Below are 24068 nucleotides of genomic sequence, written 5' to 3' on the forward strand. Positions count from 1 at the left end.
GTTTTTTCTGTGGATTACAGGGACAGGATGGAAAAAAAGTGATCCGTACAATGGATAAAAACGTTAGCTTAATACATCCTGCATCATCAGGTAAGACAAATATTGCCTGATTTCGCTATAATGAAGGAACCATGAACAGAAGGAGACAAAGGATGGGTAGAATTTCTGATAACGAGCTTTACCAGCTAGTTCAAGAAGAAAATAAAGAAGCCCTTGAGCAGTTATATGACCGGTATGAAAAACTGTTGTTTTCATTCTCATATAAAATACTGAAACAAAAAGAGCTTTCTGAAGAAGCCGTTCAAGATGTTTTTATGAAGTTATGGAGGAAAAAAGGCATCTATGCGGAACACAAAGGAAAGTTTTCTTCATGGCTGTTAACAGTCACTAGAAATGTATGTATTGATCTATTGCGAAAACAAACGAAAAATCAGGTAGAACTCATGGAAAAAGATATGGATATCGAACGAACGGAAAGCTTGGAAGAAACCGTAACCTGGAATGAAGAACGAAAGGTTTTAAAAGAAGCGGTCAATCAACTTACGATTGAACAGCAAGAAATTGTGGATCTGTTTTACTTTAAGGGGTATTCGCAGGCTGATATTGCAGATAAACAGAAACTTCCGCTCGGCACAGTAAAGGGAAGGATACGGCTTGCGTTGAAACATTTAAGAAATACGTATTCAAAGGGGGGCGGTAAATTTGGATAAGAAAATGTGTGATCAGCTTTTGGATTATTATAACGGCATTCTTTCCGTTGAAGAAAAGACTGCCTTTGAATCTCATTTAAAAGAGTGCCTGGCCTGTCAGGAAGAGCTGGCTGAGTGGAATGAACTTACAGAAGAACTACCGTATTTATCAGATGAAATCGAACCTCCAGCAGGTATGAAAGATCGTATTTTAACCAACGTTTTTGAAAGTGGACAGCCCGGAGAAAGGGAAGAAATAAATCGTCTGGCAATCCCTTTAGATATCGATTCTGTAAAAAGTGAAAAACCAAAGAAAAAAAATGGATGGCTGTCAGGTTTATTAGCTGCAGGTCTTCTGTTGTCACTTGGAACAAATGCTTATTTGTATGTACAGAACGAAAAAAATGAACAAGTGATTGAGGATCAGATTGGTAAAACGTATAAATCTGTGCAACTTGCTTCGGAAAACGCTGATTCTGCAGGAATGGCTTCCATGATACAGGAAAATGAAAAAATGAATCTAGTGGTTCAAACGCATAGTATGTCTCAAGTAAAAGGAAAAGAAGTCTATCAAGTCTGGTTGATTGAAGGTGATAAAAAGTACAGAGCAGGTACGTTTATACCCGATGAAAAAGGGAACGGTGCTGTAGTTTTCCCGGTTACTTATCCTGGTGAACACAAATGGGACGCAGTGGCTATATCCCATGAACCAACAAAAGACAGCAAACAGCCAAAAGGTACGATCGTGATGGCTTCGAACTTATAAATTCCCTGATAAACAACAATTCGAAATTTGAGTTGTTGTTTATTTTTATTTACAAACGATACGTCATAACCGCTCACTCCACAAACAAGCAATATTGTAGAATATGCTTTTTAAACGTAGAATGATAGTAACGACTGAAGACAAAACAAAATATAACTAAAAAGATTTAAGGGTAGTGGAACGCTCCCCTTATTTTTTTGTTAGCAAAATTTAAGCACAAAGGTGATGTTAAAATGAGCAAAATCGTCATTCTAGCAGAGAAACCGTCACAAGCTAAGGCTTATACAGATGCCTTTTCGATAAAAAAGAAAGATAAAACGTATATTGAATTAAATCCATGCAGCATATTTCCGAATGGCGCAATCCTTACTTGGGGAGTCGGCCATCTGGTAGAGTTGAAGCAACCGAAAGAATACAATTCAGAGTGGGGAACTTGGCGCTTATCTTCCTTACCGATCCTGCCTGAACGCTATGAATTTAAAGTGGCGTCAGGGAAGTATGAACAGTTTAATGCAGTAAAACGTTTATTTAGGGAAGCTGACATCATCATTAACGGCTGTGATGTGGATCGTGAGGGTTCGAACATCTTTTATTCGATCTACCATATGACAGGTGTGAAGGGCAAGATCATTAAACGACTGTGGATTAACTCTCTAGAAGTGGATGAGGTCAGAAAAGGCTTTTCTAACCTTCATGATAACGAGAAAGATCTATTGCTTTATGCAGAAGCGAAAACACGTCAGATTTCAGATTGGCTCGTCGGAATGAACGGAAGTCGTCTTTATACCTTGCTTTTACAACAAAAAGGACTCAAAGATAGCTTGAGCATCGGCAGAGTGCAGTCGCCAACAACGTATTTGATCTATCAGCGGCACCTCGAAATTGAAAATTTTGTAGCTAAACCTTTTTATGAGATTGAAGGAAACTTTACAGCTGCCAGCGGCAAATATAAAGGAAAAGCAAAAATAAAAAGTGAGAACAAAGAAGAAGTCGAACAGCTGCTAAACCAGCACAACATCACAGGAAATGATACCGGTATTATAAAGTCGGTATCAAAAAAGGAAATGCGTATCAAATCACCTAAACTGCATGCGCTCTCTACCCTGCAAGCAACAGCAAATAAACGTTGGAAATACAGTCCTAAAAAGGTTCTTGATACGGTTCAAAAATTGTACGATAAAAAAATCCTTTCCTACCCAAGAACAGACACACAATATATCACGGAAAATGAGTTTGCCTATCTATCTGCTAATCTTGAATCCTATCAAGATCTCATCGAGAACCGTTTTACCCCTGCTTCTAAAAGACCTAGTAAAAGGTATGTGGATGGATCAAAGGTACAAGAACACTATGCGATCATTCCTACTAAAAAGGTACCAACGCGTGCAAAAATACAAGGTTTATCAATAGAAGAGAGAAACATTTACTTTGAAGTCTTAAACACAACATTAGCTATGTTTCACCATGATTATGTGTATGAAGAGACAAAGGTAATGACGGATGTGAATGGTTTAGATTTCGAGACGGTAGGTAAAACAGAAATCAGCAAAGGCTGGAGAGAGCTGTTTAACTACGGTTCCAATGACAATAAAGGTAAGAAAGATGACACCGCACAACCTCTTCCTAAACTTGAAAAAGGAGAGCACGTGAAGAGTGTTGTCAAAATGAAAGAAGGAATGACAACTGCTCCTAAGCCCTACACCGAGGGTCAACTGATTTCAATGATGAAAACGTGTGGAAAATCGGTTGAAAATGAAGTAGAGATGGAAATTTTAAAAGAAGTTGAAGGCTTAGGGACGGAAGCGACACGAAGTGGAATCATCGAAACGATAAAAAAACATCAATACATCGAAGTAAAAAAGAACATGGTTTACATTACCGAAAAAGGGAAGATTCTGTGTCAGTCGATAGAAGGGAACCTGCTTTCGAGTCCCTCCATGACAGCGAAATGGGAAGCGTATTTAAAGAAAATCGGAAATGGAACAGGTACACCTCAAGCCTTTTTAGGAAGTATAGCAAAGTTCATAAATAAGTTGATTGAAGAAGTGCCAGGACAGTTGAATGCAGACTCCATTCAGCAGAGTATTGATGGGGTTAAGAAAGTGAGTCAGAATCCAATTGCTTTATGTCCTCGTTGTAAGAAGGGAAGCATCACGATCAATCGTTCCTACTATAGTTGCTCAGAACATGCGAATGGTTGTAAGCAAACCTTTCCTGGAAAATTACTGAGTAAGAATATTACTGAAAAACAAGTAAAAGATTTATGTACAAAAGGCAAAACCAATGTCATTAAAGGATTCAAGCCAAAAGCGAAAGAAAAGAAAAAGTTTGATGCAATGCTGATATTAAAAGAGGATTATTCAATAGGATTTGAGTTTTCTAAAAGGCAATTTGCGAATAAAGGAAAAAGTAGTTCTAGGTAATATGAGGATTTCAGGTGTTAAACTTTTGGTTGCCTTCATTCAATGCATTAGATTATCGCAAAAATAACCCATATAAATCCTGATCAGAGGACTCGTCATAGACGAGTCTTTAACGTTTTTATAGCATGAACCTTTTTATTTGGAAAACAGTTGACATTTTAGCTACTCAGTCATACAATGTAGAGGTAATGAGTAATACTTAATAGTGAGAATGAAGTTGAGAAGTTTTTTTTTGCAACGGTACTAAGTCATACTTATTATAAGCCACATGAATAAAGGAGGCTTTCGACATCGAAAATTTAACAGAAATGCTGAAGGGTTCCCTTGAAGGCTGCGTGCTGGAGATCATCAGCCGTCATGAAACCTATGGCTATGAAATTACACGCCGCTTAAACGACCTAGGGTTTACAGAAGTTGTGGAGGGTACGGTATATACGATCCTCGTGAGATTGGAAAAAAAGAAATTGGTAGACATAGTCAAAAAGCCATCAGACATGGGACCACCTCGAAAGTTTTATTCTCTTAATGAATCTGGCAAACGGGAACTTGAATTATTTTGGAGAAGATGGGATTTTGTATCATCAAAGATCAACGTCTTGAAGTCACAATAGCCTCATAAGATTGTTCATCCGCAATTTTTTTGTGCATTGATTAATAAGGAGGAATTTAACCATGTTAGAATGGATTAAAAAAATGATAGGTGATAAAAAAGAGTACAAAATGATGATGGCACGCGTCGAAGCTCTTCCAGAAGACTATCAGTTTGTATTTAAAAAAATTCAAAACTATATGTGGAATTTTTCAGCGGGCAACGGAATGGATATGCTTCACATGCAGTATGAGTTAATTGATTTGTTTGAAGCGGGTGCGGCTGAAGGCAGACAAGTGCTAGAAATCACTGGAGAAGACGTAGCGTCCTTTGCAGATGAACTCGTGGCAAATGCAAAAACTTATTATGCCAAATATCGTGAAGATTTGAATGAGAGTATTATGAAGGAATTAGGAAAAAAATAAGTGAAAAAGGCTGAATAGCTTGAAAATGAACTATTCAGTTAAATTTTCGCGCGGTACTAAGTGACACTTATTATCAGTAAGACTTAATAGTAAAAATCTTATCACATATAGATTCACATTAAAAATTTTTCAGGAGGAAAAACATGAATCAAACAGCGATTTCATTAAGTGGATTAAAAAAGTCCTTTAAAGACAAGGAAGTTTTAAAGGGGGTAGATCTTGAGGTACAGCGTGGAGAGATATTTGCGTTGTTAGGATCAAATGGAGCGGGCAAAACGACGACTGTTAACATTCTCTCGACTCTCATAAAGGCGGATGATGGTAAAGCCTTTATCTGCGGGTTTGATGTCGATCGTCAACCAGATCAAGTACGCCAGTGTATCAGTTTGACAGGGCAGTTTGCAGCTTTAGATGGAATGCTCACCGGGCGGGAAAACCTAACGATGATTGCCAAGTTAAGGGGTGTCTCTAATCCGGCTCAAGTCGCTGATCAATTACTTGCAAGATTCAGCTTGACGGAAGCGGCAAACAAACGCGCAGATCAATATTCTGGTGGGATGAAACGAAGGCTGGATATTGCGATGAGTCTTATCGGGACACCGGAAATTATCTTTCTCGACGAACCAACAACGGGGCTAGATCCTGAAGCACGTATTGAGGTTTGGGATACCATCAAAGAGCTTGCTCATGGTGGCACTACCATTTTGCTAACCACTCAATACTTGGATGAAGCAGAACAGCTTGCGGACCGTATTGCCATTCTGCATGGCGGAAAAATCATCAAGACCGGTACACTTACGGAACTTAAAGAAATGTTCCCACCAGCAAAAATGGAGTACGTTGAGAAGCAGCCGTCACTAGAGGAAATTTTCCTTGCGATCATCGGTAATAAGGAGGTTGTTTAAATGAGAAGCATCACAGGAATTTTACTAGGACGTTTGATGCGTAACATCATGCGAAGCCCAGATACGATTATAACGGTGGCGATTACGCCGATTATGATGATGCTGTTGTTTGTCTATGTATTTGGAGGTGCGATAGAGGCAGGTACCGACAACTATGTTAATTATTTATTACCGGGGATATTGCTTATGGCCATTGCATCCGGTGTCGCTTATACGTCTGTTCGACTGTTTACGGATGTAAAGAGTGGGTTAATGGCGCGCTTTATCACCATGCCAATCAAGCGATCGTCGGTATTGTGGGCTCACGTGCTTACCTCTCTAGCTTCCAATGCCCTTACGATTTTGATTGTAATCCTCGTCGCGCTTTTGATGGGCTTTCGATCTAACGCAGATATTCTGGATTGGCTTTCTGTAGCAGGTATACTTGGGCTGTTTACTTTAGCGCTAACGTGGCTTGCGGTCATTCCTGGGTTAACTGCGGGTTCTATGGAGGGAGCAACAGCTTACTCGTATCCACTTGTATTCTTACCCTTTATCAGCTCAGCCTTTGTTCCTACAGAGACGATGCCAAAGGTGGTTCGTGTCTTTGCTGAAAATCAACCTGTGACTTCCATTGTAAATGCGATTCGTGCTTTATTGTATGACGGGTCTGTTGGAAACGATATTTGGATGGCCCTTGCCTGGTGCATGGGAATCATGTTGGTTGCTTATTTCTTTGCTAGTAAACAATTTAAACGCCATTTAGGGTAAGTAATTGGATCATGCAAAGTCAAAAGCAGGTAGTCGAGATAGCTGTTCAATCAATTGACGTTAATTTCTATGGAGTAAAGCAATCGGTAACTAAAGTCTTTGTTAAAAGTGCGTTGATCCACAAGGATTAACGCATTTTTTATGGAACTTATTGAACGAAACGAGCAGTTTTCTTGAGAGCTAGAGAAAGATAGAGGTTTCGAATTGATTAATAGCTATTATTTAGGAACATTGAAAAATTATATGCTTAATGAGAATGTAAAAATATTGTTTAGGAGTGTGAAGTAATGGTACATGCCAAAGATTTATTGTCCGATCAATTATTGGCGAATGCAAATGATGAGAGCTGGTATCTTCCATTTTCCGACTCAGTGCAACATTTATCCGAAGAAGAAGCATTTTGGAAGCCGAACGAAAATTGTAATAGCATTGCTGAAATTGTCCAGCATTTACTTTACTGGAATGAAACATGGCAAACTAGGTATAAACAATCTGATGTCAATGCCGTACCTTCCATAGGCGATAATAATAAAAGCTTTATCATACCGGAGAATGAAAGTTTTATAAAACTGAAAGATCGACTCTTAGAGGTACTGTTGCAATGGCAAGAGTTATTATCTGAAGAAGAAGTTGAAAGTGAAGTGAATGGTTTCCCTGAACCTGCAAAATGGTGGCAGATTCTCGGTAATGTTGCAACACACAATGCGTATCACATCGGGCAGATCATTTTTATTCGAAAGCTGCAAAGAAGCTGGGAAGTAGTTAAAGCATAATTTGAGGCTCTCAGCATCTCTTAATATGGGAAGCTTGAGGGACGTTGATGAATCAACGTACTATGAAGGTCCTTAGACGATCGATGCTTATTTAAATACGATGATCGAGGTTATAAAAAAGAGAGATTGACCTTACTCATTTTACGCAAACAAAAGAACTGTTCGATGTATTAACAAAATTTCCACCTGATCTTGATGATCACTCAATGATCCGGAAAAAGAGCGAAAGGATTCAACAGTATTTTTTGAGTAAAGGAATTACAATCTAAAAAACTGACAGATGCAACGGGGGTACTAATGAAAATTTATCATTTTCAAAAAGAGACAGGTAAGATAATTACTAAGTTCAACTCAAATTTTATAATGTCTCGCATTACCCAAACTCAAAAACCAGCTCATATAGGATGTATGTATTTAGATGAGAATGGAATTATTGGTTATCATCAAGCAGTAGTACCTCAGCTTCTTTTAATTGTAAGCGGAGAAGGATGGGTTAGAGGTGAAACAGATGAATATAGTAAAGTTCATAGTGGCGAGGCAGTTTTTTGGGAAAAGGACGAGTGGCATGAGACCAAAACGGAAACTGGGTTAACTGCGATTGTTATAGAGAGTGAGGAATTAACCACTTCATCGTTAATGCTCTTATAGAAAAAGGTACGTATTCGAAAAACAGGTTCATTTCTAATAGAAAGTAGAAATGAACCTGTTTTATTTATGCCCAAGTCTAAATAAAGGGAAGCTGTAAAAAGTCTACTCCTCAGCAATACCTCTCTCATATTTTCCGGTCAAAGATCTCCATTCCAAACCTCTCCATCAGACTAAACTTACAAAAACAGGCCAAATATTAATATGACTGAAAGAAAGCTTAAGAATTCTTAAGGATTATTCCTCTCATTTCTTTAGGTTTGAATTATAGAATGGCTATAAAATTCAAACCATCGGAGTGAATAATATTGAAATTTTTGTCCTTTTTGGCACAGTATATTAGTAACCCTAGGTCAGTGGGTGCGGTTCTTCCAAGTACACGTTATCTTGCTGATAAAATGGTAAAGAAAATTGATTTTAATCAAGCCAAATATATTCTGGAATATGGACCAGGAACGGGTGTGTTTACAGATAAGCTTCTGCAGCATCGAAATCCGAAAACCATTATCGTATTATTTGAAAATAATCGTGAGTTCTATAAGATCCTTAAAGAAAAATATCAAGGTGTTGATAATCTATATATTTACAATGGTTCAGCTGAAAAGGTGGACTGGTACATGAAGGAGTGTGGAATTCCTTATGTGGATTATGTGCTGTCAGGACTTCCTTTTGCTACATTGCCAAAAGCTGTTTCGCACAAAATATTATTAAAAACGTCGAAACTACTAAGAAAGAACGGAAAGTTTATTACATTTCAATACACGAAAGTGAAGAAAAACTTTATTGAACAGTTCTTTTCAAATGTTGATGTAAGTTTAGAGATCAGAAATGTTCCACCTGCCATGGTGTTAAGTTGTTCGCTAGAAGAAAATATGGAGGGTACGTATGCAATCTAGAGTTCTAATCGTTGATGACGATAGAGATATTCGAAACTTAATAGCGGTGTATTTGGAGAATGAAGGAATGCAAACCACTCAAGCGGAAAATGCTATAGAAGCATTAGAACGATTGGAGAAGAAGGATTTTGATCTGATTATTTTAGATATTATGATGCCTATGATGGATGGGATTCAGGCTTGTATGAGAATAAGAGAGGAAAGGAATATGCCTATTATAATGCTTTCAGCCAAATCAGAAGACATAGATAAAATTCAAGGACTTGCATCAGGAGCGGATGATTATTTATCCAAACCGTTTAATCCATTGGAATTAATTGCGCGTGTTAAGTCACAACTAAGAAGGTATAGAAAATATAATCAGGATACAGATGTGAACCGGGAATGGATTGAGATTGGAGATTTAAAGATTAACACCGAAACTCGTCAGGTTACCGTAAGAGAGAAAGATGTAAGACTCACACCAAAAGAGTTCGCGATATTAGAGTTACTTGCACGCAATAAAGGCATCGTACTAAGTATTGAAAAAATATATGAAGCTGTCTGGCAAGAGGATTTTTATAAATCAGACAGTACAGTAATGGTTCATATCACAAAGATACGAGATAAAATAGAAGAAGACCCTAAGCGGCCTATCTATATAAAGACGGTTTGGGGTGTAGGGTATAAAATATGAAATTGAAAAGACTTAGAAATAAGCTGATTCTTAAGCTCCTGGCAGTTATTGCAGTAAGTCTTTTAGCCTCTTACTTGGTGCTCATTGTAAACGCAGTTTCTGTTAGATACCTTTATGAAAGTAATTTGCTGAATGAGGATAGTGTTTTTGCTTTTAACTTTATGTATTTTTTCATGCTTGCTGTATCTATCCTTGTTTTTATTCTGGTGTTCTTAGTCTTGATAAGAAAGAAAGTTGCTTACTTAAAGGTGATTTCGGACAGTGTTAACTCCATAGCTAACGGAAAGTTAGGTCTTACCATAAAAGCAGAGGGAAAAGACGAACTCACTCAGCTAGCAGAGAATATTAATTTTATGTCAAAAGAGCTTGAAAACAAGTTCGAGCGTGAAAGACAAGTAGAAGTGGCAAAGAATGAACTTATTACTAATGTCTCTCATGACTTGAGAACACCTTTAACATCAATCATCGGTTATTTGGACTTGCTTCGGAACAAGCAGTACCGGAATGATCTTGAAATGAGTGAGTATCTTGAAACAACCTATGCCAAATCTCAACGGTTGAATTCTCTAATTAATGAGTTGTTTGAATACACACGACTTTCAAGTTCAGATGTGAAATTAAATCTAGTCCCAGTGGATCTATCTGCTTTACTAGGTCAGATGCTCGGTGAATACATTCCCATTTTTGAGAAAGACAACATTATCGTCGAGCAAACATTGACAGAGAAACCAGTTGAAATCTTAATTGATATTGAGAAAATGGTGCGAGTATACGAAAACATTCTTATGAATGCGGTGAAATACAGTAAAAAGCCCTCTATTGTTAAGGTTGCCTTAGATTTACAATCTTCTAATGCAGAATTTCGATTCTCTAATCAAACAGAAAGACCCGAAGTTCAGGACATCAATCAATTGTTTGAACGGTTTTTAGTTGGAGAAAAAGCTCGCAGCGAGAAAGAAGGAACAGGGCTGGGGCTCGCTATTTCTAAAAGGATCGTAGAACTGCACGGAGGACGGATACGCGCGGAATACGATGAGGGATGGCTGACCATCATCATCATACTTCCTATATAATCAAAGCTTATGAGGCATGTTTCATAAGCTTTTTTATTTTCATTTGTGACGGTTGATGGGAGGATGTGAGGCGGAAAGCGAGCATCTGGAAAGGAAATCACACTTGCATTAACAACAAAGTTTATGGAAACAGCTTTTAAAAAGTTAAGAAACCTTAAGAATATCCCTGACCTTTTCTTAAGTTTTATTTTTCATAATGAATGTAACAGTAAGAAAAGGAGTCGGATCCATGAATCTTAAAAGCCCATTAAGCTCATTTTCATATAAATTATTTAACCCATACACGTATCCCGTTCTTAAACAGTTAGGGATGTTGATCATTTCAATCTTACTTCTATCTCAAACACTATCCACGTTTGAATCATCATACAGAATAATTGGCTTCAGTATAGGTTATCTATTGATGGTTACATTGTTGGTATCGCATTTATTAAGACAAAGAACAATCTTTGAAATGACAAAGACTGGATCTATCGTATATAGCCTATTTGTCTTATCCATTTATCTCACACATATCGTGAGCAGTATGGTGGTTTTACTCGACAACAAAGGATTAGAAAGCATTCTTAACGAGAATATAGAACTCGCTAAATTTATCTACTTTATGGTCTGTTTCGCACAGCCCATTATATTGCCTGTTCCAGAGATGGTAACGGTTGTTGCGGGTAGTGCTGCATTAGGGTCGCTAAGCGCATTTATACTAGGTTTCCTGGGTGCTGTTTTAGGGATTCTGACGATGTTTTATCTATCTCGTACGTTTGGGATGAAAGTTGTACAACGCTTAGTAAACGAAAAGCAATTAGAACAATATCATCGATCTGTGAGAAAGAATGAAATGTGGATTTTAGGGTTGTTATTTATCATTCCCGTCTTGCCGGATGAGATTATCTGTGTTGGAGCAGGAATCAGTGGCGTAAAAGCAAATCGTTTTATCACAATTGCGCTATTGTCAAAGCTAGTTACTACATTTTCATTGGCTTATTCATTACAATTAACGGATCTTTTTTAATGAGAGGTTATCGATACTCAGGTTACAAGCGGAAGTGAAAAAATGAAAAGCACTGCAAGTTTTCTGCAGTGCTTTTTCAATCTGCCTTACATACATCACTTCCGATACCTCTCCAAAATTTTCTCCGTCACACCTCTAATATCCCCATTTTGTTTCTTAGCTTCCGCATACTGCTTATAATCTTCAGCGGAAACCTCAAGCAAGAAGCTTTTAGGAAAGATATAAGGTTTCCCTTTATCCTGCTCGTCTAAGTTGTTCATCACTTCAAGCTCATCCTCGTTTTCTTCATTTGTTATAGGATTAAAACTAAACAGCTTGCCGTACTCTTCTTCCACACTTTTATTCACATTCATAAAGTATCGCATGTTAACACTCCTATTATTTATGGTTATGTAAATGGTATTCCCTAGACACCTTCAAAACAGACATGTTTTTGTTTGAAAAAGGGGATTTAAAAAAGAGACAGTTGTACAAGCACGACTCGTCATAATTCGTCCTTTGTCCCGATATGATGTATAGAGAGCCTGAACCGGCAGGCTTATCAACGGTTGAGGGAGTTGAATGAAATGAAAAAAGCTGCAGATTCCTGGTCTCATTCTTTGAAGTTTCTTTTTTTCAGCGCAGTCGGCATTTTCATGTTCTTCGTTCCGATCACGGTAAAAGGGAAGTCGTCCATTCCGCTCGATCACCTCGTCACATGGGTGAGAGATACAGCGGGTAGTGCCGTCCCCATTTACGCGTTACTCGTCATTCTGCTTGGTGCGGTTTATCCGTTCTACACAAAAACGTGGAACAAAGACAGAGTTACAACTACTTTTTCTTTGTTAAAAGTCGTCGGTCTGATCGCGGCAGTCCTTCTTTACTTTGAGTGGGGTCCGAGCTGGTTAAGTGACCCGAACATGGGACCATTTTTATTCGAAAAACTTGTCGTCCCAGTAGGCTTACTCGTTCCGCTTGGGGCAGTATTTTTAGCTTTTATCGTAGGTTATGGGCTGATGGAGTTTATCGGGGTCCTCGTACAAAAAATTATGAGGCCGATCTGGAAGACGCCTGGCCGATCAGCGGTTGATGCAGTTGCGTCGTTTGTTGGCAGCTATTCAATCGGCTTACTCATCACGAACCGCGTGTTTAAGGAAGGAAAGTATACGGTAAAAGAAGCGGCGATCATTGCAACTGGCTTTTCAACGGTTTCCGCCACGTTCATGATCGTTGTAGCGAATACGCTAGGACTGATGGAGATGTGGAACACGTACTTCTGGACGACGCTCGTTGTCACGTTCTTAGTAACAGCCATTACCGTTCGAATCCGTCCGTTAAGCAGAATGGAAGATTCATATGTTGGCGGAGAGGGGCAGCCAGAGGAAGTGGTTAGCGAGAAATATCTGCAAACCGCGTGGAGAAGCGCCTTGGATTCATCACAGAATGCTCCTGCCTTTTGGAACAATATCTGGTCTAACTTAAAAGACGGTTTCGTGATGGCGATGAGCATCCTGCCTTCTATCATGAGTGTTGGGCTCATCGGTCTGTTGCTAGCGGAATACACGCCTGTTTTTGACTGGATCGGCTACGTGTTCTATCCGATCACATGGGCGCTGCAGCTTCCAGATGCGATGCTTGCCGCGAAGGCAGCCTCAATCGGTGTTGCAGAAATGTTCCTCCCAGCCCTATTGGTAACAGAAGCGGCACTTGTCACGAAATTTGTAATCGGCGTCGTATCCGTAGCATCCGTCCTCTTCTTTTCAGCAAGCATTCCATGTGTATTATCAACAGAAATTCCGATCAGTGTGCCAAAACTTCTATGGATCTGGTTCCAGCGCACGGTGTTAGCATTAATTTTGGCCACTCCAATCGCATATTTATTGGTATAAACTTAAAAGAGACTGCTTGTCTTAAGCGGCCTCTTTTTTCACTGTCGCTTTCTTCATAGTTCTCATTCCAAACAAAATTCTTAGAACAGATACGTGCCGGATCACAAAATGATAACAAAGCATTATCAAGGTAAAAGAAACAGATATGAGGAAAATCAGTTTTACCGGTATGGACCAAGAAACATCACGAATCAAAAAGGCGATCAAAATAATAACAGGTTGGTGTAAAACATAGAAAGGCATAGAAACTTCACTGCCGTATTTTAAAAAGCGATTTGAAATTGATAGATACTTTTCTGCTAAATAGAAAATACATAATAACAAGCTCCAACAATTTATCGTTCTAACGCTATAAAAGATGAAGTTTTCTAAAGTACCTGGCTCAGGATATCCTTCCATGAACCACATGATATATAGAAATGTCGTACATATAGCAACAATGGCGTGAAGGGAAATCGTTGATGCAACAATGTGTTTAAAGTTTTCGCTTGAAAAAAAGTAAAAGCCATATACAAAGATCAATAAATAAAAAATAAGATCCCAACCGCCTAAGTTCTGTGTTTTCAAACTTCCTGCTAATATCAGTAGGGTTGGCAAGAGAACGAAGTGAACTTTTTTGAAGATAACGGGGTTACGGGCCCATTTGAATAACGGTATCGTCAGCAAGGAGAAAACGAGTAGAACCAATAAATACCATAAGTGCAGACCAAAAAAAGCAAAATTTCCCGTACCGCCAAAGTCTAAATAGACCCCATCAAAAAAATGAGGAAAAAAAGCAAAAAAGGACCCTTTAAACTGGTTGTTCGTTAATCGTTCAATATAGATTTGCGGCGGTGTTAAAATCAAGACTCCAAATACAAGTGGAATACCAAGACGGATGAACCGTTCTTTTATAAATGCCGAGATACTTCTCTTCTTCAACCCGTAAGAAACGCTTATACCTGAAATTGAGAAAAAGATAGGCATGATCCAGGCACCGACAAAAAGAGAAAATACCAATATGTAGCTCGCGTTTAATTCGTTATTTTTGATATGCCATGGAAACGGATTAAAGAACATAGAACAGTGATACAGAAATACCATAAAAGTGGCCAACACACGAACCCAATCGAAATCGTAATGCCTTTTCACACGATTTCCTTCCATCATAACCGCACCCCATCTTAATGAAATCTAACCTTTATGATTCTATATACCTATTTTACCTTTTATTAACAAATTAGGACACTCTCATTGCAAGTAAAAAAAGTTGAGATTCATATTAAAGACGCCAGATCCTTTTAATTGAATCAGACATCCTGTTGTTATAAGCCTGATTTAACGATAAAATGGATGTAATATGAATAACAATTAAATAGCGATTCACCGCTAGGGGTGCCTTTTAAAGGCTGAGATTAAAGTGTACTTTAAGACCCTTGGAACCTGATTTGGTTAGAACCAGCGTAGGGAAGTGGTGTGTTTGAACAGAATCCCGCTTAACAAATGCTGAATTTTGTAAAACCACCTCTTTTCTAAACAAAGGAGGTGGTTTTTTATTGTGAAAAAAGAACTTCATGTGATTTCAACGGGCAAGCAATCAGATGAACAGCTCATGGAAATTCTTTATAACATCTACCCGTACATCACTGCTTTTCATATACGTGAAAAAGAAAGAACGGAAAGAGAGCTCTCTAACTTAATCACAAATCTACTAAACATTGGTGTGCCCCAATCTAAGTTAATGATTAATGATCGAGCCGATGTCGCGGAATGCTTCAGAACAAGAGGCGTTCAGCTTCCTTATCATGGATTGGACGTGAACCATGTCAAATGTGCCTTTCCGAGGCTCACCATCGGTTGTTCCGTACATGCGATAGAAGAGGCACGCTATGCTGAAAAAAGTGGCGCTCACTTTTTGTTATATGGCCATATATACCCTACAGCATCAAAGGAAGGGAAATTGCCACAAGGACTTCAAGGGTTAAGGGAAATAACAAGCAACACACCTCTTCCTGTGATCGCAATAGGGGGTATTCAGCCAAGGCATGTAAGAGAGGTTATTCATGCAGGGGCGAGCGGTATTGCCGTTATGTCTGGCATCTTAGAATCAATTTCTCCGCTAGATGCTGTTAAGGAGTATCAGCAAGAACTGGAGGTAAGCCAATGAGTTCAACGTATGAAGTGATCATTATCGGAGGCGGGGTCATCGGTTGTTCTATTGCCTACCAGCTTTCCAAAAGAAAAAAGAAAGTCCTTTTGCTAGAAAAAGGGCAAGTGGGCGAAAAAGCCTCCTCTGCAGCAGCAGGTATGCTTGGAGCGCAGATGGAGTTTGGTGCAGACAATCCTTACTACCCGCTTGCCAAAACTAGCCGTGAGATGTTTCGGACTCTCTCTCAAGAACTGTTCGAGATAAGCGGAACGGACATAGAAATGATTGAAAACGGAATCTATGAACTTGCTTTTACAGAGGAAGAGGTCTTTCAGCTTCAAAGAAGAGGCCAAAAGGAATTTTTTCATGGAGAACAAATTCGTTGGCTAACTTCTTCAGAACTTTTAGAACGAGAACCAGCCTTAGCGACTTCGATCCGTGGAGCGCTGTATTTTCCGAATGACGGTCAAGTCTCGCCTGTGAAACTTACAGAAGCTTATCTAAAAGCTGCGAAGATAATGGGGGCAGAAGTGAGAGAACAAACAGAAGTCATCCAGCTGCTCCAAAATAAAAAGCGGATAACGGGCGTCGAAACGAATATAGAAAAAATTCATGCGGAACACGTCATTATAGCTGGCGGGGTTTGGAGTTCAAGATTAGACCCTGCCCTACAGATGGTGCCTGTGAAAGGGGAATGTGTTTCTTTTAGAACGGATGACAAAATTCTGACAGGAACCGTCAAATACAAAGGATGTTACCTTGTCCCGAAACAAAACAACCGGATAGTGATCGGTGCGACAAGTATTCCAGATACGTTCGACGAAAGCGTGACGTTCACTGGTATGTTTGAGCTGATGGAGAGAGCGAAGCAGATTGTACCCTGTCTTCAGAAAGCTGTTTTTGAAAAGGCTTGGACAGGTATTCGACCTCAAACACAAACTGGGAAACCCTATATCGGTCCACATCCAGAATGGGAAGGAATGTTTCTCGCAACTGGACATTACCGAAACGGCATCTTGCTGTCTCCTGTTACAGGAAAGATGATTGCTGACCAAATTGAAAGCGAGGTGCGTATGAGTGAAGCTTATGATCAACGGAAAAGAGATACAGGTGCCGGATTCACTGCAGTCGATCACTGAACTGCTGGAACACTTAAATTTGAACGATCAGATTGTGATTGCCGAAGTAAACCAGGATATTATCTCGAATGAAAACCAAAGTAAGACTCAAATAAAAGAAAACGACAAAATTGAACTTGTGCGTTTTGTCGGTGGAGGGTGATTTCATGCTAAACATTGGACCTTATTCATTTTCATCAAGACTTCTTTTAGGCACAGGCAAATACCCTGATTTTGAAACACAGAAAAAAGCGGTAGACGCCTCAGAATCTGAAATTCTAACGTTTGCTGTTCGGAGGATGAACATTTTTGAGGCGACTCAGCCAAACTTTTTAGAAATGCTCGATCTGAAAAAATATACACTGTTACCGAATACAGCTGGAGCAAAAACGGCAGAAGAAGCCGTACGGATCGCAAAACTAGCAAAAGCATCGGGATTATGTGATATGGTAAAGGTAGAAGTCATCGGCTGTGACAAGACGCTCTTGCCTGATCCAATAGAAACATTAAAAGCGACAGAAGAACTGTTAAAAGAAGGCTTTATCGTGCTGCCCTATACGTCAGATGATGTGGTTCTTGCAAGAAGATTAGAAGAACTGGGTGCGCATGCCATCATGCCGGCTGCTTCTCCGATCGGTTCGGGTCAAGGAATCATTAATCCCCTTTATTTAAAATTCATTATTGAGCAAACGGCTGTACCGGTTATCGTAGATGCGGGAATCGGTTCACCAAGTGATGCTATGATCGCGATGGAATTAGGAGCGGACGGTGTGCTGTTGAACACAGCTGTAGCGGGTGCAAAGGACCCAGTGAAAATGGCGCGGGCCATGAAGATGGCTATAGAAGCTGGACTGTTAGGATATGAAGCAGGCAGGATTGTGAGAAAAGAAACCGCAACAGCCAGCAGTCCATTAGAAGGGTTGAGTGTGAAGTGAATGAACGGTATTCAAGACAGGAACTATTTCGCCCGATCGGTAAAGAGGGGCAAAATAAAATACGGCAAAAGAGCGTACTGATCGTTGGAGCAGGAGCCCTAGGCGCAGCAAGTGCGGAATCGCTTACACGAGCGGGTGTAAAACGCATTGTCCTCGTTGACCGGGATTATGTAGATTGGACGAACCTGCAGCGCCAGCAGCTGTATACGGAGAATGATGCAAAACAACAGCTTCCAAAAGTCATTGCTGCTAAAAACAGGCTAGCCGAAATCAATTCAGAGGTAGAAATCCAGGCACATGTGATGGATATGGGAATTGAAGAAGCAGAAGAGCTGATCAAGGGAATCAATCTTATACTAGATGCAACGGACAACTTTGAAACACGGTTACTCATCAACGACCTGTCTCAAAAATATAAGGTGCCTTGGATTTACGGGGCATGTGTCGGGAGCTACGGCATCTCCTACACCATCATTCCCGGGCAAGGGCCATGCCTGAACTGTTTTATAAATAAAATTCCAGCGTACAACCAAACGTGTGACACAGCTGGAATCATTGCACCTGCTGTTCAAATGGTAACCGCTTATCAGACAGCAGAGGCATTGAAAATTTTAGTCGAGGATTTTCAAGGCGTCCGGCGGAAAATCGTAACGTTTGATCTCTGGGAAAATCAGCACGTGCAGCTTGGAATGGAAAAGGCGAAGAAAGAGGATTGTCCATCATGCGGAAAGAATCCGACGTATCCTCATCTAGAAAAAAACGCAGCGTTAAAAACGGCTGTACTATGCGGACGTGATACGGTTCAGATTCGGCCATCCTTCAACCGCGAGATCGATTTAAAAGAAATGGAACAAAGACTCTCACCACATGGAAAAGTCCGCCGAAATCTGTATTTGCTCGAATTGCAAAATGGCAGCCGCCGCCTTGTGCTTTTTAAAGACGGACGAGCGCTCGTTCATGGAACGAAAGATGCAGCAGAAGCAAAGTCTCTTTATCACCGGTTTCTAGGGTGAGATAGAATAAAGCGCTAAATTCTTGTATAATGATAAGTAGGAGGTGATTTGAATGATAGAGTTTTTAGACCTGTTATGTAATATGGATGCCTTGCTGTTATCCGTTAGTTTTGCGTTGACTTTTATCATCGTTGGGCAGCTTTATTCGTTTGTCAGTAGCTCTGTCGTCCACAAATCAAATCGACCTCAGAAAACGGCTGGGATTCAACTTGAAAAAGTGATGACAGATCCTCGCCTCGTTCAAAACTATTGCTTTATTCGTGACGAGATTGCGCGTAAGATGTTTAGAAAAGAAACGCCTGATGATAAAGAAGGACACGTACACTCCTTGTTTGCTTAAAGTTTTTTAAAAACAAGGAGGAACCATTTTTGAAAAAGTATGTATCCATTCTCTTATTAATCGCTATTTCTCTGTTATCGGGCTGCAACAGAACACCGATCACAGCAGATAGCACAGGTATCTGGAATCATTATTTCATCTATCCCTTTTCACAAGTTATAAAATATGCAGCTTATCTATTTAACGATAATTATGGACTGGCCATTATCTTCTTAACCATCGTTATTCGATTCTTGATTTTGCCTTTAACACTAAAACAAACGAAAAATCAGGAAAAAATGAAAAAGTTACAGCCGGAAATTAAACAGCTTCGAGAAAAATACAACGGCAAAGATCGTGAGTCTCAGCTCAAATTACAAAATGAACTCATGACAGTTTATAAAAAACACGAGGTGAATCCCTTATCAATGGGATGTCTGCCTCTTTTGATCCAAATGCCTATCTTGATGGCCTTCTATTATGCCATCATCAAAACAAAAGAAATCGCACTGCACAACTTCCTTTGGTTTAACTTAGGAACAGCAGATCCTCTACATCTGCTACCGATACTAGCGGCCATCACAACGCTCGTTCAGTATAAATTAAGCACAGCTGAGTTAGCAGCGGAAAATCCGCAGATGAAAATGATGGGTTACATCATGCCAGTCATCATCCTTTCATCAGCATGGAAGCTGGCAGCGGTATTGCCACTCTATTGGATGGTAGGAAATGTGTTTTTGACGATTCAGACCATTATATTAAAAAGAATGAAGAAAAAGACAACATCCACTAGCTCATAAATGAGAAAACGACCAGACATTAAAATCTGGTCGTTTTTATTTTCAGCCAAAAACGTTATGCGGCATTTTTTTTGCGCAATCGTCTGTTTCGAATCTCTTCAACCGCACCAGATCCTAATAGGACTCCGGTGATGATGAGAAAAAATCCGAGGATATGCTGAAAAAGTATCTTTTCATCCAAAAACAAAACAGCACCGACTAAAGCGAAGAACGGATTCAAGTTAATGAAGATTGACGCTTCAGACGCTCCGATTTTACCGATCGCTTCGTTATAAAGCATGTGCCCCATCGCTGTAGCAATACAGGCGGAAGCGAAATAGATGAGCCATAATGATACCGTTGAATTCTCAATCACTCCAGCAAATCCTTGAGGCTCCTCAATCAATCCAATCACAATCAAGAACAGTGAGCCGATTACCATCATGTACCCAGTCATCAAGCGGGGATCCAGCGTGTGTGCGACTCTTTTTATTAAAATAAAACTAACGGCTTGCGTAAGAACAGACAAAAGGATGTACCCATCACCAAACGAAATGCCTGTTACTTGGCTGCCTTCTAAGACGATGAAGGCAACTCCAGAAAATCCTAGTAATAGTCCGACCGTCTTTAGCAGTGTTAACGGTGTACCTAAGAACGAAATGGCAAGGATGGTCGTGAGAAGCGGTGACATGCCCATGATCAAACCGCCGTTTGTGGCTGTTGTTTCGGTTAGACCGATCGACAGAAAATAATGATGCGCCAAAACATTAAAGATCGAAGCTAAAAAAACATACCAAAACTCTTTTTTCGTAAGTGTTCGAACCTTTTTTATAAGAGCGAGCAGCAGAAATACCGTTAACCCAGCGGTTAGAACACGAATCCCTGTGATCGTGACAGGCATGAAGTTCGTAACGAGAATTTTCGTCGCTGTTACGTTAAGCCCCCATACCACCATCACAGAGAACAAAATAATATACGTACGATACGGTTTCATCACGTCATCTTCTTTCTTCTGCTTTTACTTCATGAAGTAAAGTATTAAAATGATTTTAGTTTCCATTGTACAGCATTGTCGAGGTTTTTACAGAAAAAAAGCTTACATTTTTACAGTTTGAGCCGAAATGACCATATCTCCTTCATAAATAGTCTGATAGAGTGGGATAAAATGATTTTGAAAAGTGTGAAGTTGCTACTTTTGCCTTGTGACTTACTGCTGTCAGGTTTATCGAATGGCCTTTATTTTTGAATTTAGACATAATTACATAAAAAAGGTGTGATCATTACATGAAAAAAATGAACCCATATGTACTTCTAGTTGTCGCAACCTTAATCTGGGGAGGCAATTTCGTGATTGGACGAGCCATCACGAGCAGTTTACCGCCAGTTACACTCTCTTTTTTGCGATGGTGCACAGCATTCATCATATTTCTTCCATTCGCGTGGCCCTTTCTGCGTAAAGAATGGCAGGTGGTAAAAAAGGAGTGGCGAATTGTACTACTCATGGCACTGACAGGCATCACTGGATTCAACACACTTCTGTACATTGCCCTTCATCATACAACTTCCATCAACGCTTCACTCGTAAACACGTCAACACCGATTATTATCTTTATTTTGTCTTTCATATGGCTAGGAGAGCGGCTGAACGCCAAGCAAATTTTAGGCGCCATTCTCTCAATAGCCGGCCTTCTGTTTATTATTTCAAAGGGCTCACTTGCGGTGTTGCTGCAGTTTTCCTTTAACAAGGGAGACCTGATCGTAATCGCGGCCGTTATTTGCTGGAGCATTTATTCACTGCTTATCAAAAGATATGCTGGAAAACTTCCCACATACAGTACGTTCACGGTTTCCATGGTTCTCGGAATCATAATCCTGCTTCCGTTTTTTATAAAAGAAGCTCAAAGTACAGATATCGTCTGGTCAGCTGGTTCTATCCTCACCATTTTATACACGGGAATCTTTGCCTCAATCGTTGCCTTCATGTCGTGGAACACAGCGGTAGAGCAAGTTGGACCGAATAAAGCAGGTATTTTTTTGAACTTGATTCCCGTATTCGCAGCTATTTTTGCCGTACTGTTTATAGATGAAACACTCGCATATTATCAAGCGGCAGGTGGAGCGCTAGTCATACTTGGTGTCTATTTATCGACTCGTATAACGAAAAGAGAGAGACACAAGGTTACAGCAGAAAGAAGCCTTTAATCTGAAAGTAAATATTTTACAAAATTTTTGAAACTATCCATTGTATTCACTCGTAGAGATAATTGGGAAAAAGAGAGAGTTGAGATAGGAGGAGTTGGGAATTTCATGACAACACATACGTTAGAACTAAAAAACTTAACGAAAAGAATGAAGAACAAGACCATTGTGGATGATCTGTCTTTTTCGGTTAGAGAAGGGGAGATCTTTGGGCTGCTCGGTCCGAATGGTGCCGGAAAAACGACAACGATTCGAATGATTGTGGGGCTCATCTCAATAACAGACGGTGATGTTCTAATTAATGGTGACAACATTCGCGGAAACTATGAAAAAGCCATGGAACGTGTTGGAGCGATTGTTGAAAATCCGCAGCTGTATGATTATATGTCAGGATATAAAAACCTCATGCAATACGCGCGAATCATGCCGGATGTGACAAAAGAAAGAATCGATGAAGTCATTGAACTTGTCGATCTGAAATATGCCATTCATGACAAAGTCAAAACGTACTCGCTTGGTATGAGACAGCGACTTGGAGTAGCGCAAGCCCTTTTACATAAGCCGAACGTGTTGATTTTAGACGAACCGACAAACGGACTCGATCCACAAGGAATTTATGATCTAAGAAACTATCTGCGTCTACTCGCAAACAACGGCACATCTGTTGTCGTATCTTCTCACATGCTTGCTGAGATGCAGATGATGTGTGACCGCGTTGCTATCATTCAGCACGGAAAACTTGTACGAATTGACGAAATCACGAACCAAGAAGATGAAGCTGACGTAAAAGTTCACTTCCTGATTGAGGGAGATATTTCACAGGCTAAACAAGTTATAGTGAAGATGAATGATGGACTTGCCGTGACTGAATCCGGCAATGAACTGATTGTGGAAGCATCTGACGTACGATTTATTGCAGAGTTGAACAAACAGCTTGTACTAGCAGGTGTTCTCGTTGTTGGTATTCAGCGTAAAACGAAGACGTTAGAAGAGCGATTCTTAGAAATGACGAGGAAAGGGGGCGATGTGAGTGAAGTGGCTGTCCCTGTTAACGAATGAGTGGATTAAGATTTTTAGCCGTGTGCGAACTTGGATTTTCCTTGCGCTTCCGATCATCATCATTATAGGTGTTGCCGTCTATGATAAAGTGACGACGGATGAAGAAGTGAATAACAATTGGAAACAAGAACTGACTCAAACCACGAATGACGATAAAAAGGCACTTGAAGAAGCAAAGAAAAATGGTGATGATGCGTTTTATATTGAGATGCTCGAAACAAACATCAAGCAAAACGAATACGCCATTGCCAATAACATCTCGCCATATGAAACGACTACATGGCAATTTATGAAAGACATGGCACCGATCTCGTCTCTTATCGGATTGTTTGTGATCGTAGTGGCCAGTGATATCGTATCCAGTGAGTTTGCCAAGGGAACGATTAAGATGCTGCTCATTCGTCCGTATAGCAGATGGAAGATCTTATTGTCGAAATTCCTTGCCACATTAGGTTTTGCCTTTGTGATGTGGCTCGTTGTGATTGTGGCAACGTGGCTTGTTGGTGGGCTTGCCTATGGATTTGGTGGAATGGATCAATCGTATCTGATTGTAACCGAAGACCAACAGGTAAAAGAACGACTGATTGTTGAGTACGTTTTTGCCAATATCGGTGTAGAGTTTATTGAATTGACGGCGCTTGTAGCTTTGTCGTTCATGATTTCCACGCTGTTTATGAGTAACTCGGTCGCGATTGGGGTAGCGATGTTTACGCTGTTTGCAGGAAACACGATTGTGATGCTGCTCGCAACAAAAGACTGGATCGTCTATACACTTTTTGCCAACATGGACCTTAGCGTTTTGATTGATGGGCAAAACCAGTTGATCAAGGACTTGACGCTGCCGTTCTCTATAAGTGTGCTTGCTGTGTATACAGCCGTGATGCTTGCGATTACGTTTACTGTGTTCCAGAAGCGGGATGTGAAAGCTTAAATTTCTGAAGGAATGGCTCCTGTTGATAAGGGGCCGTTCCTTTTTTGTAGGCAATAGAAGGGGGGGGAATCGTTTCTAGGCCGTAATTTGGATTTTATGG

At 40.0% G+C, this 24068-nt stretch carries 27 protein-coding genes and 1 riboswitch; of the genes, 24 read left to right on the plus strand and 3 right to left on the minus strand.

What is annotated here, in order from left to right; all coding sequences use genetic code 11:
- Positions 1 to 152: 152 nt before the first annotated feature.
- From AWM68_RS17645 to AWM68_RS17705, 13 genes are all read left to right on the plus strand, one after another.
- The gene (locus AWM68_RS17645) at positions 153 to 710 is read left to right on the plus strand and encodes an RNA polymerase sigma factor (RefSeq protein WP_066244869.1); all 558 of its coding nucleotides are present in this window, start codon (positions 153 to 155) and stop codon (positions 708 to 710) included.
- Entirely contained in the window at positions 703 to 1455 is a 753-nt protein-coding gene (locus AWM68_RS17650) for an anti-sigma factor (protein WP_066244871.1), read from the plus strand. The genes AWM68_RS17645 and AWM68_RS17650 overlap by 8 nt, the downstream gene beginning before the upstream one ends.
- 233 nt (positions 1456 to 1688) lie before the next feature.
- Entirely contained in the window at positions 1689 to 3878 is a 2190-nt protein-coding gene (gene topB / locus AWM68_RS17655) for a type IA DNA topoisomerase (protein ID WP_066244873.1), read from the plus strand.
- A gap of 290 nt (positions 3879 to 4168) precedes the next feature.
- Entirely contained in the window at positions 4169 to 4489 is a 321-nt protein-coding gene (locus tag AWM68_RS17660; protein WP_066244875.1) for a PadR family transcriptional regulator, read from the plus strand.
- A gap of 61 nt (positions 4490 to 4550) precedes the next feature.
- A complete protein-coding gene (locus AWM68_RS17665) occupies positions 4551 to 4892 on the plus strand; it encodes a DUF1048 domain-containing protein (RefSeq protein ID WP_066244877.1) in 342 nt (113 codons plus the stop codon).
- Between the two features lie 143 nt (positions 4893 to 5035).
- Positions 5036 to 5797 (plus strand): ABC transporter ATP-binding protein, encoded by a 762-nt coding sequence (locus AWM68_RS17670; RefSeq protein WP_066244879.1) that lies wholly within the window; start codon positions 5036 to 5038, stop codon positions 5795 to 5797.
- A complete protein-coding gene (locus tag AWM68_RS17675) occupies positions 5798 to 6547 on the plus strand; it encodes an ABC transporter permease (protein ID WP_066244881.1) in 750 nt (249 codons plus the stop codon).
- Positions 6548 to 6834: 287 nt separating this feature from the next.
- Positions 6835 to 7320, plus strand: a complete 486-nt coding sequence (locus AWM68_RS17680) for a DinB family protein (RefSeq protein WP_066244882.1) — start codon at positions 6835 to 6837, stop codon at positions 7318 to 7320.
- 297 nt (positions 7321 to 7617) lie between these two features.
- The gene (locus AWM68_RS17685; protein ID WP_066244884.1) at positions 7618 to 7968 is read left to right on the plus strand and encodes a cupin; all 351 of its coding nucleotides are present in this window, start codon (positions 7618 to 7620) and stop codon (positions 7966 to 7968) included.
- Positions 7969 to 8273: 305 nt separating this feature from the next.
- Complete coding sequence (locus AWM68_RS17690; protein ID WP_066244886.1) at positions 8274 to 8861, plus strand: class I SAM-dependent methyltransferase; 588 nt, start codon at positions 8274 to 8276, stop codon at positions 8859 to 8861.
- Positions 8851 to 9537, plus strand: coding sequence for a response regulator transcription factor (locus AWM68_RS17695; protein ID WP_066244887.1), 687 nt, complete (start codon positions 8851 to 8853; stop codon positions 9535 to 9537). Before AWM68_RS17690 ends, AWM68_RS17695 begins: the two co-directional genes overlap by 11 nt.
- Positions 9534 to 10610 (plus strand): HAMP domain-containing sensor histidine kinase, encoded by a 1077-nt coding sequence (locus tag AWM68_RS17700; RefSeq protein ID WP_066244889.1) that lies wholly within the window; start codon positions 9534 to 9536, stop codon positions 10608 to 10610. Before AWM68_RS17695 ends, AWM68_RS17700 begins: the two co-directional genes overlap by 4 nt.
- Positions 10611 to 10839: 229 nt before the next feature.
- Positions 10840 to 11619: a TVP38/TMEM64 family protein gene (locus AWM68_RS17705; protein ID WP_066244891.1), complete on the plus strand. Its 780-nt coding sequence runs from the start codon at positions 10840 to 10842 to the stop codon at positions 11617 to 11619.
- Positions 11620 to 11714: 95 nt separating this feature from the next.
- Here the strand turns inward: AWM68_RS17705 and AWM68_RS17710 are convergent, their stop codons facing one another.
- Positions 11715 to 11984, minus strand: a complete 270-nt coding sequence (locus AWM68_RS17710; protein ID WP_066244894.1) for a hypothetical protein — start codon at positions 11982 to 11984, stop codon at positions 11715 to 11717.
- 201 nt (positions 11985 to 12185) lie between these two features.
- On the opposite strand from AWM68_RS17710, the gene AWM68_RS17715 reads away from it, so the two are divergent.
- Positions 12186 to 13487 carry a YjiH family protein gene (locus AWM68_RS17715; RefSeq protein WP_066244896.1) on the plus strand — a complete coding sequence of 434 codons (1302 nt, stop codon included), beginning with the start codon at positions 12186 to 12188 and terminating at the stop codon, positions 13485 to 13487.
- Positions 13488 to 13508: 21 nt separating this feature from the next.
- On the opposite strand, the gene AWM68_RS17720 is transcribed toward AWM68_RS17715, so the two are convergent.
- A complete protein-coding gene (locus tag AWM68_RS17720) occupies positions 13509 to 14636 on the minus strand; it encodes an acyltransferase family protein (RefSeq protein ID WP_066244899.1) in 1128 nt (375 codons plus the stop codon).
- 211 nt (positions 14637 to 14847) lie between these two features.
- A riboswitch (TPP riboswitch) is annotated at positions 14848 to 14953 on the plus strand.
- Between the two features lie 71 nt (positions 14954 to 15024).
- On the opposite strand from AWM68_RS17720, the gene AWM68_RS17725 reads away from it, so the two are divergent.
- The 7 genes from AWM68_RS17725 to yidC are packed head-to-tail and all read left to right on the plus strand — an operon-like array spanning position 15025 to position 19800.
- Positions 15025 to 15633, plus strand: coding sequence for a thiamine phosphate synthase (locus tag AWM68_RS17725; RefSeq protein WP_066244902.1), 609 nt, complete (start codon positions 15025 to 15027; stop codon positions 15631 to 15633).
- Positions 15630 to 16754, plus strand: coding sequence for a glycine oxidase ThiO (gene thiO / locus AWM68_RS17730; RefSeq protein WP_066244904.1), 1125 nt, complete (start codon positions 15630 to 15632; stop codon positions 16752 to 16754). The genes AWM68_RS17725 and thiO overlap by 4 nt, the downstream gene beginning before the upstream one ends.
- A complete protein-coding gene (gene thiS / locus AWM68_RS21105; protein ID WP_082820762.1) occupies positions 16702 to 16896 on the plus strand; it encodes a sulfur carrier protein ThiS in 195 nt (64 codons plus the stop codon). Before thiO ends, thiS begins: the two co-directional genes overlap by 53 nt.
- Before the next feature lie 4 nt (positions 16897 to 16900).
- Positions 16901 to 17668, plus strand: a complete 768-nt coding sequence (locus tag AWM68_RS17735) for a thiazole synthase (protein WP_066244909.1) — start codon at positions 16901 to 16903, stop codon at positions 17666 to 17668.
- Positions 17665 to 18681, plus strand: a complete 1017-nt coding sequence (locus AWM68_RS17740) for a MoeB/ThiF family adenylyltransferase (protein WP_066244911.1) — start codon at positions 17665 to 17667, stop codon at positions 18679 to 18681. Before AWM68_RS17735 ends, AWM68_RS17740 begins: the two co-directional genes overlap by 4 nt.
- A 52-nt stretch (positions 18682 to 18733) precedes the next feature.
- Positions 18734 to 19021: a hypothetical protein gene (locus AWM68_RS17745; RefSeq protein ID WP_066244913.1), complete on the plus strand. Its 288-nt coding sequence runs from the start codon at positions 18734 to 18736 to the stop codon at positions 19019 to 19021.
- Positions 19022 to 19050: 29 nt separating this feature from the next.
- Complete coding sequence (gene yidC / locus AWM68_RS17750) at positions 19051 to 19800, plus strand: membrane protein insertase YidC (RefSeq protein WP_066244915.1); 750 nt, start codon at positions 19051 to 19053, stop codon at positions 19798 to 19800.
- A gap of 55 nt (positions 19801 to 19855) precedes the next feature.
- Here the strand turns inward: yidC and AWM68_RS17755 are convergent, their stop codons facing one another.
- A complete protein-coding gene (locus tag AWM68_RS17755) occupies positions 19856 to 20773 on the minus strand; it encodes a DMT family transporter (RefSeq protein ID WP_066244916.1) in 918 nt (305 codons plus the stop codon).
- Positions 20774 to 21063: 290 nt separating this feature from the next.
- Between AWM68_RS17755 and AWM68_RS17760 the strand changes: the two genes are divergently transcribed.
- The 3 genes from AWM68_RS17760 to AWM68_RS17770 all read left to right on the plus strand — a co-directional run bounded on the left by AWM68_RS17760 (position 21064) and on the right by AWM68_RS17770 (position 23968).
- Positions 21064 to 21981 carry a DMT family transporter gene (locus AWM68_RS17760; RefSeq protein WP_066244918.1) on the plus strand — a complete coding sequence of 306 codons (918 nt, stop codon included), beginning with the start codon at positions 21064 to 21066 and terminating at the stop codon, positions 21979 to 21981.
- Positions 21982 to 22086: 105 nt separating this feature from the next.
- Complete coding sequence (locus AWM68_RS17765; RefSeq protein ID WP_066244920.1) at positions 22087 to 23037, plus strand: ABC transporter ATP-binding protein; 951 nt, start codon at positions 22087 to 22089, stop codon at positions 23035 to 23037.
- Positions 23009 to 23968: an ABC transporter permease gene (locus AWM68_RS17770; RefSeq protein ID WP_066244922.1), complete on the plus strand. Its 960-nt coding sequence runs from the start codon at positions 23009 to 23011 to the stop codon at positions 23966 to 23968. Before AWM68_RS17765 ends, AWM68_RS17770 begins: the two co-directional genes overlap by 29 nt.
- Positions 23969 to 24068 lie beyond the last annotated feature (100 nt).

The sequence above is a fragment of the Fictibacillus phosphorivorans genome (genome assembly GCF_001619875.1).
In the GTDB taxonomy this organism is placed as follows: domain Bacteria; phylum Bacillota; class Bacilli; order Bacillales; family Fictibacillaceae; genus Fictibacillus; species Fictibacillus phosphorivorans_B.

What these genes read in the sequence shown, in the direction of transcription:
- AWM68_RS17695 (WP_066244887.1), top strand. Translation starts at nt 8,851, where the DNA reads ATGCAATCTAGAGTTCTAATCGTTGATGACGATAGAGATATTCGAAAC.
- AWM68_RS17720 (WP_066244899.1), bottom strand. Translation starts at nt 14,636, where the DNA reads ATGATGGAAGGAAATCGTGTGAAAAGGCATTACGATTTCGATTGGGTT.
- AWM68_RS17765 (WP_066244920.1), top strand. Translation starts at nt 22,087, where the DNA reads ATGACAACACATACGTTAGAACTAAAAAACTTAACGAAAAGAATGAAG.
- AWM68_RS17665 (WP_066244877.1), top strand. Translation starts at nt 4,551, where the DNA reads ATGTTAGAATGGATTAAAAAAATGATAGGTGATAAAAAAGAGTACAAA.
- AWM68_RS17710 (WP_066244894.1), bottom strand. Translation starts at nt 11,984, where the DNA reads ATGCGATACTTTATGAATGTGAATAAAAGTGTGGAAGAAGAGTACGGC.
- AWM68_RS17675 (WP_066244881.1), top strand. Translation starts at nt 5,798, where the DNA reads ATGAGAAGCATCACAGGAATTTTACTAGGACGTTTGATGCGTAACATC.
- thiS (WP_082820762.1), top strand. Translation starts at nt 16,702, where the DNA reads ATGATCAACGGAAAAGAGATACAGGTGCCGGATTCACTGCAGTCGATC.
- AWM68_RS17735 (WP_066244909.1), top strand. Translation starts at nt 16,901, where the DNA reads ATGCTAAACATTGGACCTTATTCATTTTCATCAAGACTTCTTTTAGGC.
- AWM68_RS17755 (WP_066244916.1), bottom strand. Translation starts at nt 20,773, where the DNA reads ATGAAACCGTATCGTACGTATATTATTTTGTTCTCTGTGATGGTGGTA.
- AWM68_RS17645 (WP_066244869.1), top strand. Translation starts at nt 153, where the DNA reads ATGGGTAGAATTTCTGATAACGAGCTTTACCAGCTAGTTCAAGAAGAA.
- thiO (WP_066244904.1), top strand. Translation starts at nt 15,630, where the DNA reads ATGAGTTCAACGTATGAAGTGATCATTATCGGAGGCGGGGTCATCGGT.
- AWM68_RS17685 (WP_066244884.1), top strand. Translation starts at nt 7,618, where the DNA reads ATGAAAATTTATCATTTTCAAAAAGAGACAGGTAAGATAATTACTAAG.
- AWM68_RS17760 (WP_066244918.1), top strand. Translation starts at nt 21,064, where the DNA reads ATGAAAAAAATGAACCCATATGTACTTCTAGTTGTCGCAACCTTAATC.
- AWM68_RS17715 (WP_066244896.1), top strand. Translation starts at nt 12,186, where the DNA reads ATGAAAAAAGCTGCAGATTCCTGGTCTCATTCTTTGAAGTTTCTTTTT.
- AWM68_RS17700 (WP_066244889.1), top strand. Translation starts at nt 9,534, where the DNA reads ATGAAATTGAAAAGACTTAGAAATAAGCTGATTCTTAAGCTCCTGGCA.
- AWM68_RS17745 (WP_066244913.1), top strand. Translation starts at nt 18,734, where the DNA reads ATGATAGAGTTTTTAGACCTGTTATGTAATATGGATGCCTTGCTGTTA.
- AWM68_RS17705 (WP_066244891.1), top strand. Translation starts at nt 10,840, where the DNA reads ATGAATCTTAAAAGCCCATTAAGCTCATTTTCATATAAATTATTTAAC.
- topB (WP_066244873.1), top strand. Translation starts at nt 1,689, where the DNA reads ATGAGCAAAATCGTCATTCTAGCAGAGAAACCGTCACAAGCTAAGGCT.
- AWM68_RS17680 (WP_066244882.1), top strand. Translation starts at nt 6,835, where the DNA reads ATGGTACATGCCAAAGATTTATTGTCCGATCAATTATTGGCGAATGCA.
- AWM68_RS17670 (WP_066244879.1), top strand. Translation starts at nt 5,036, where the DNA reads ATGAATCAAACAGCGATTTCATTAAGTGGATTAAAAAAGTCCTTTAAA.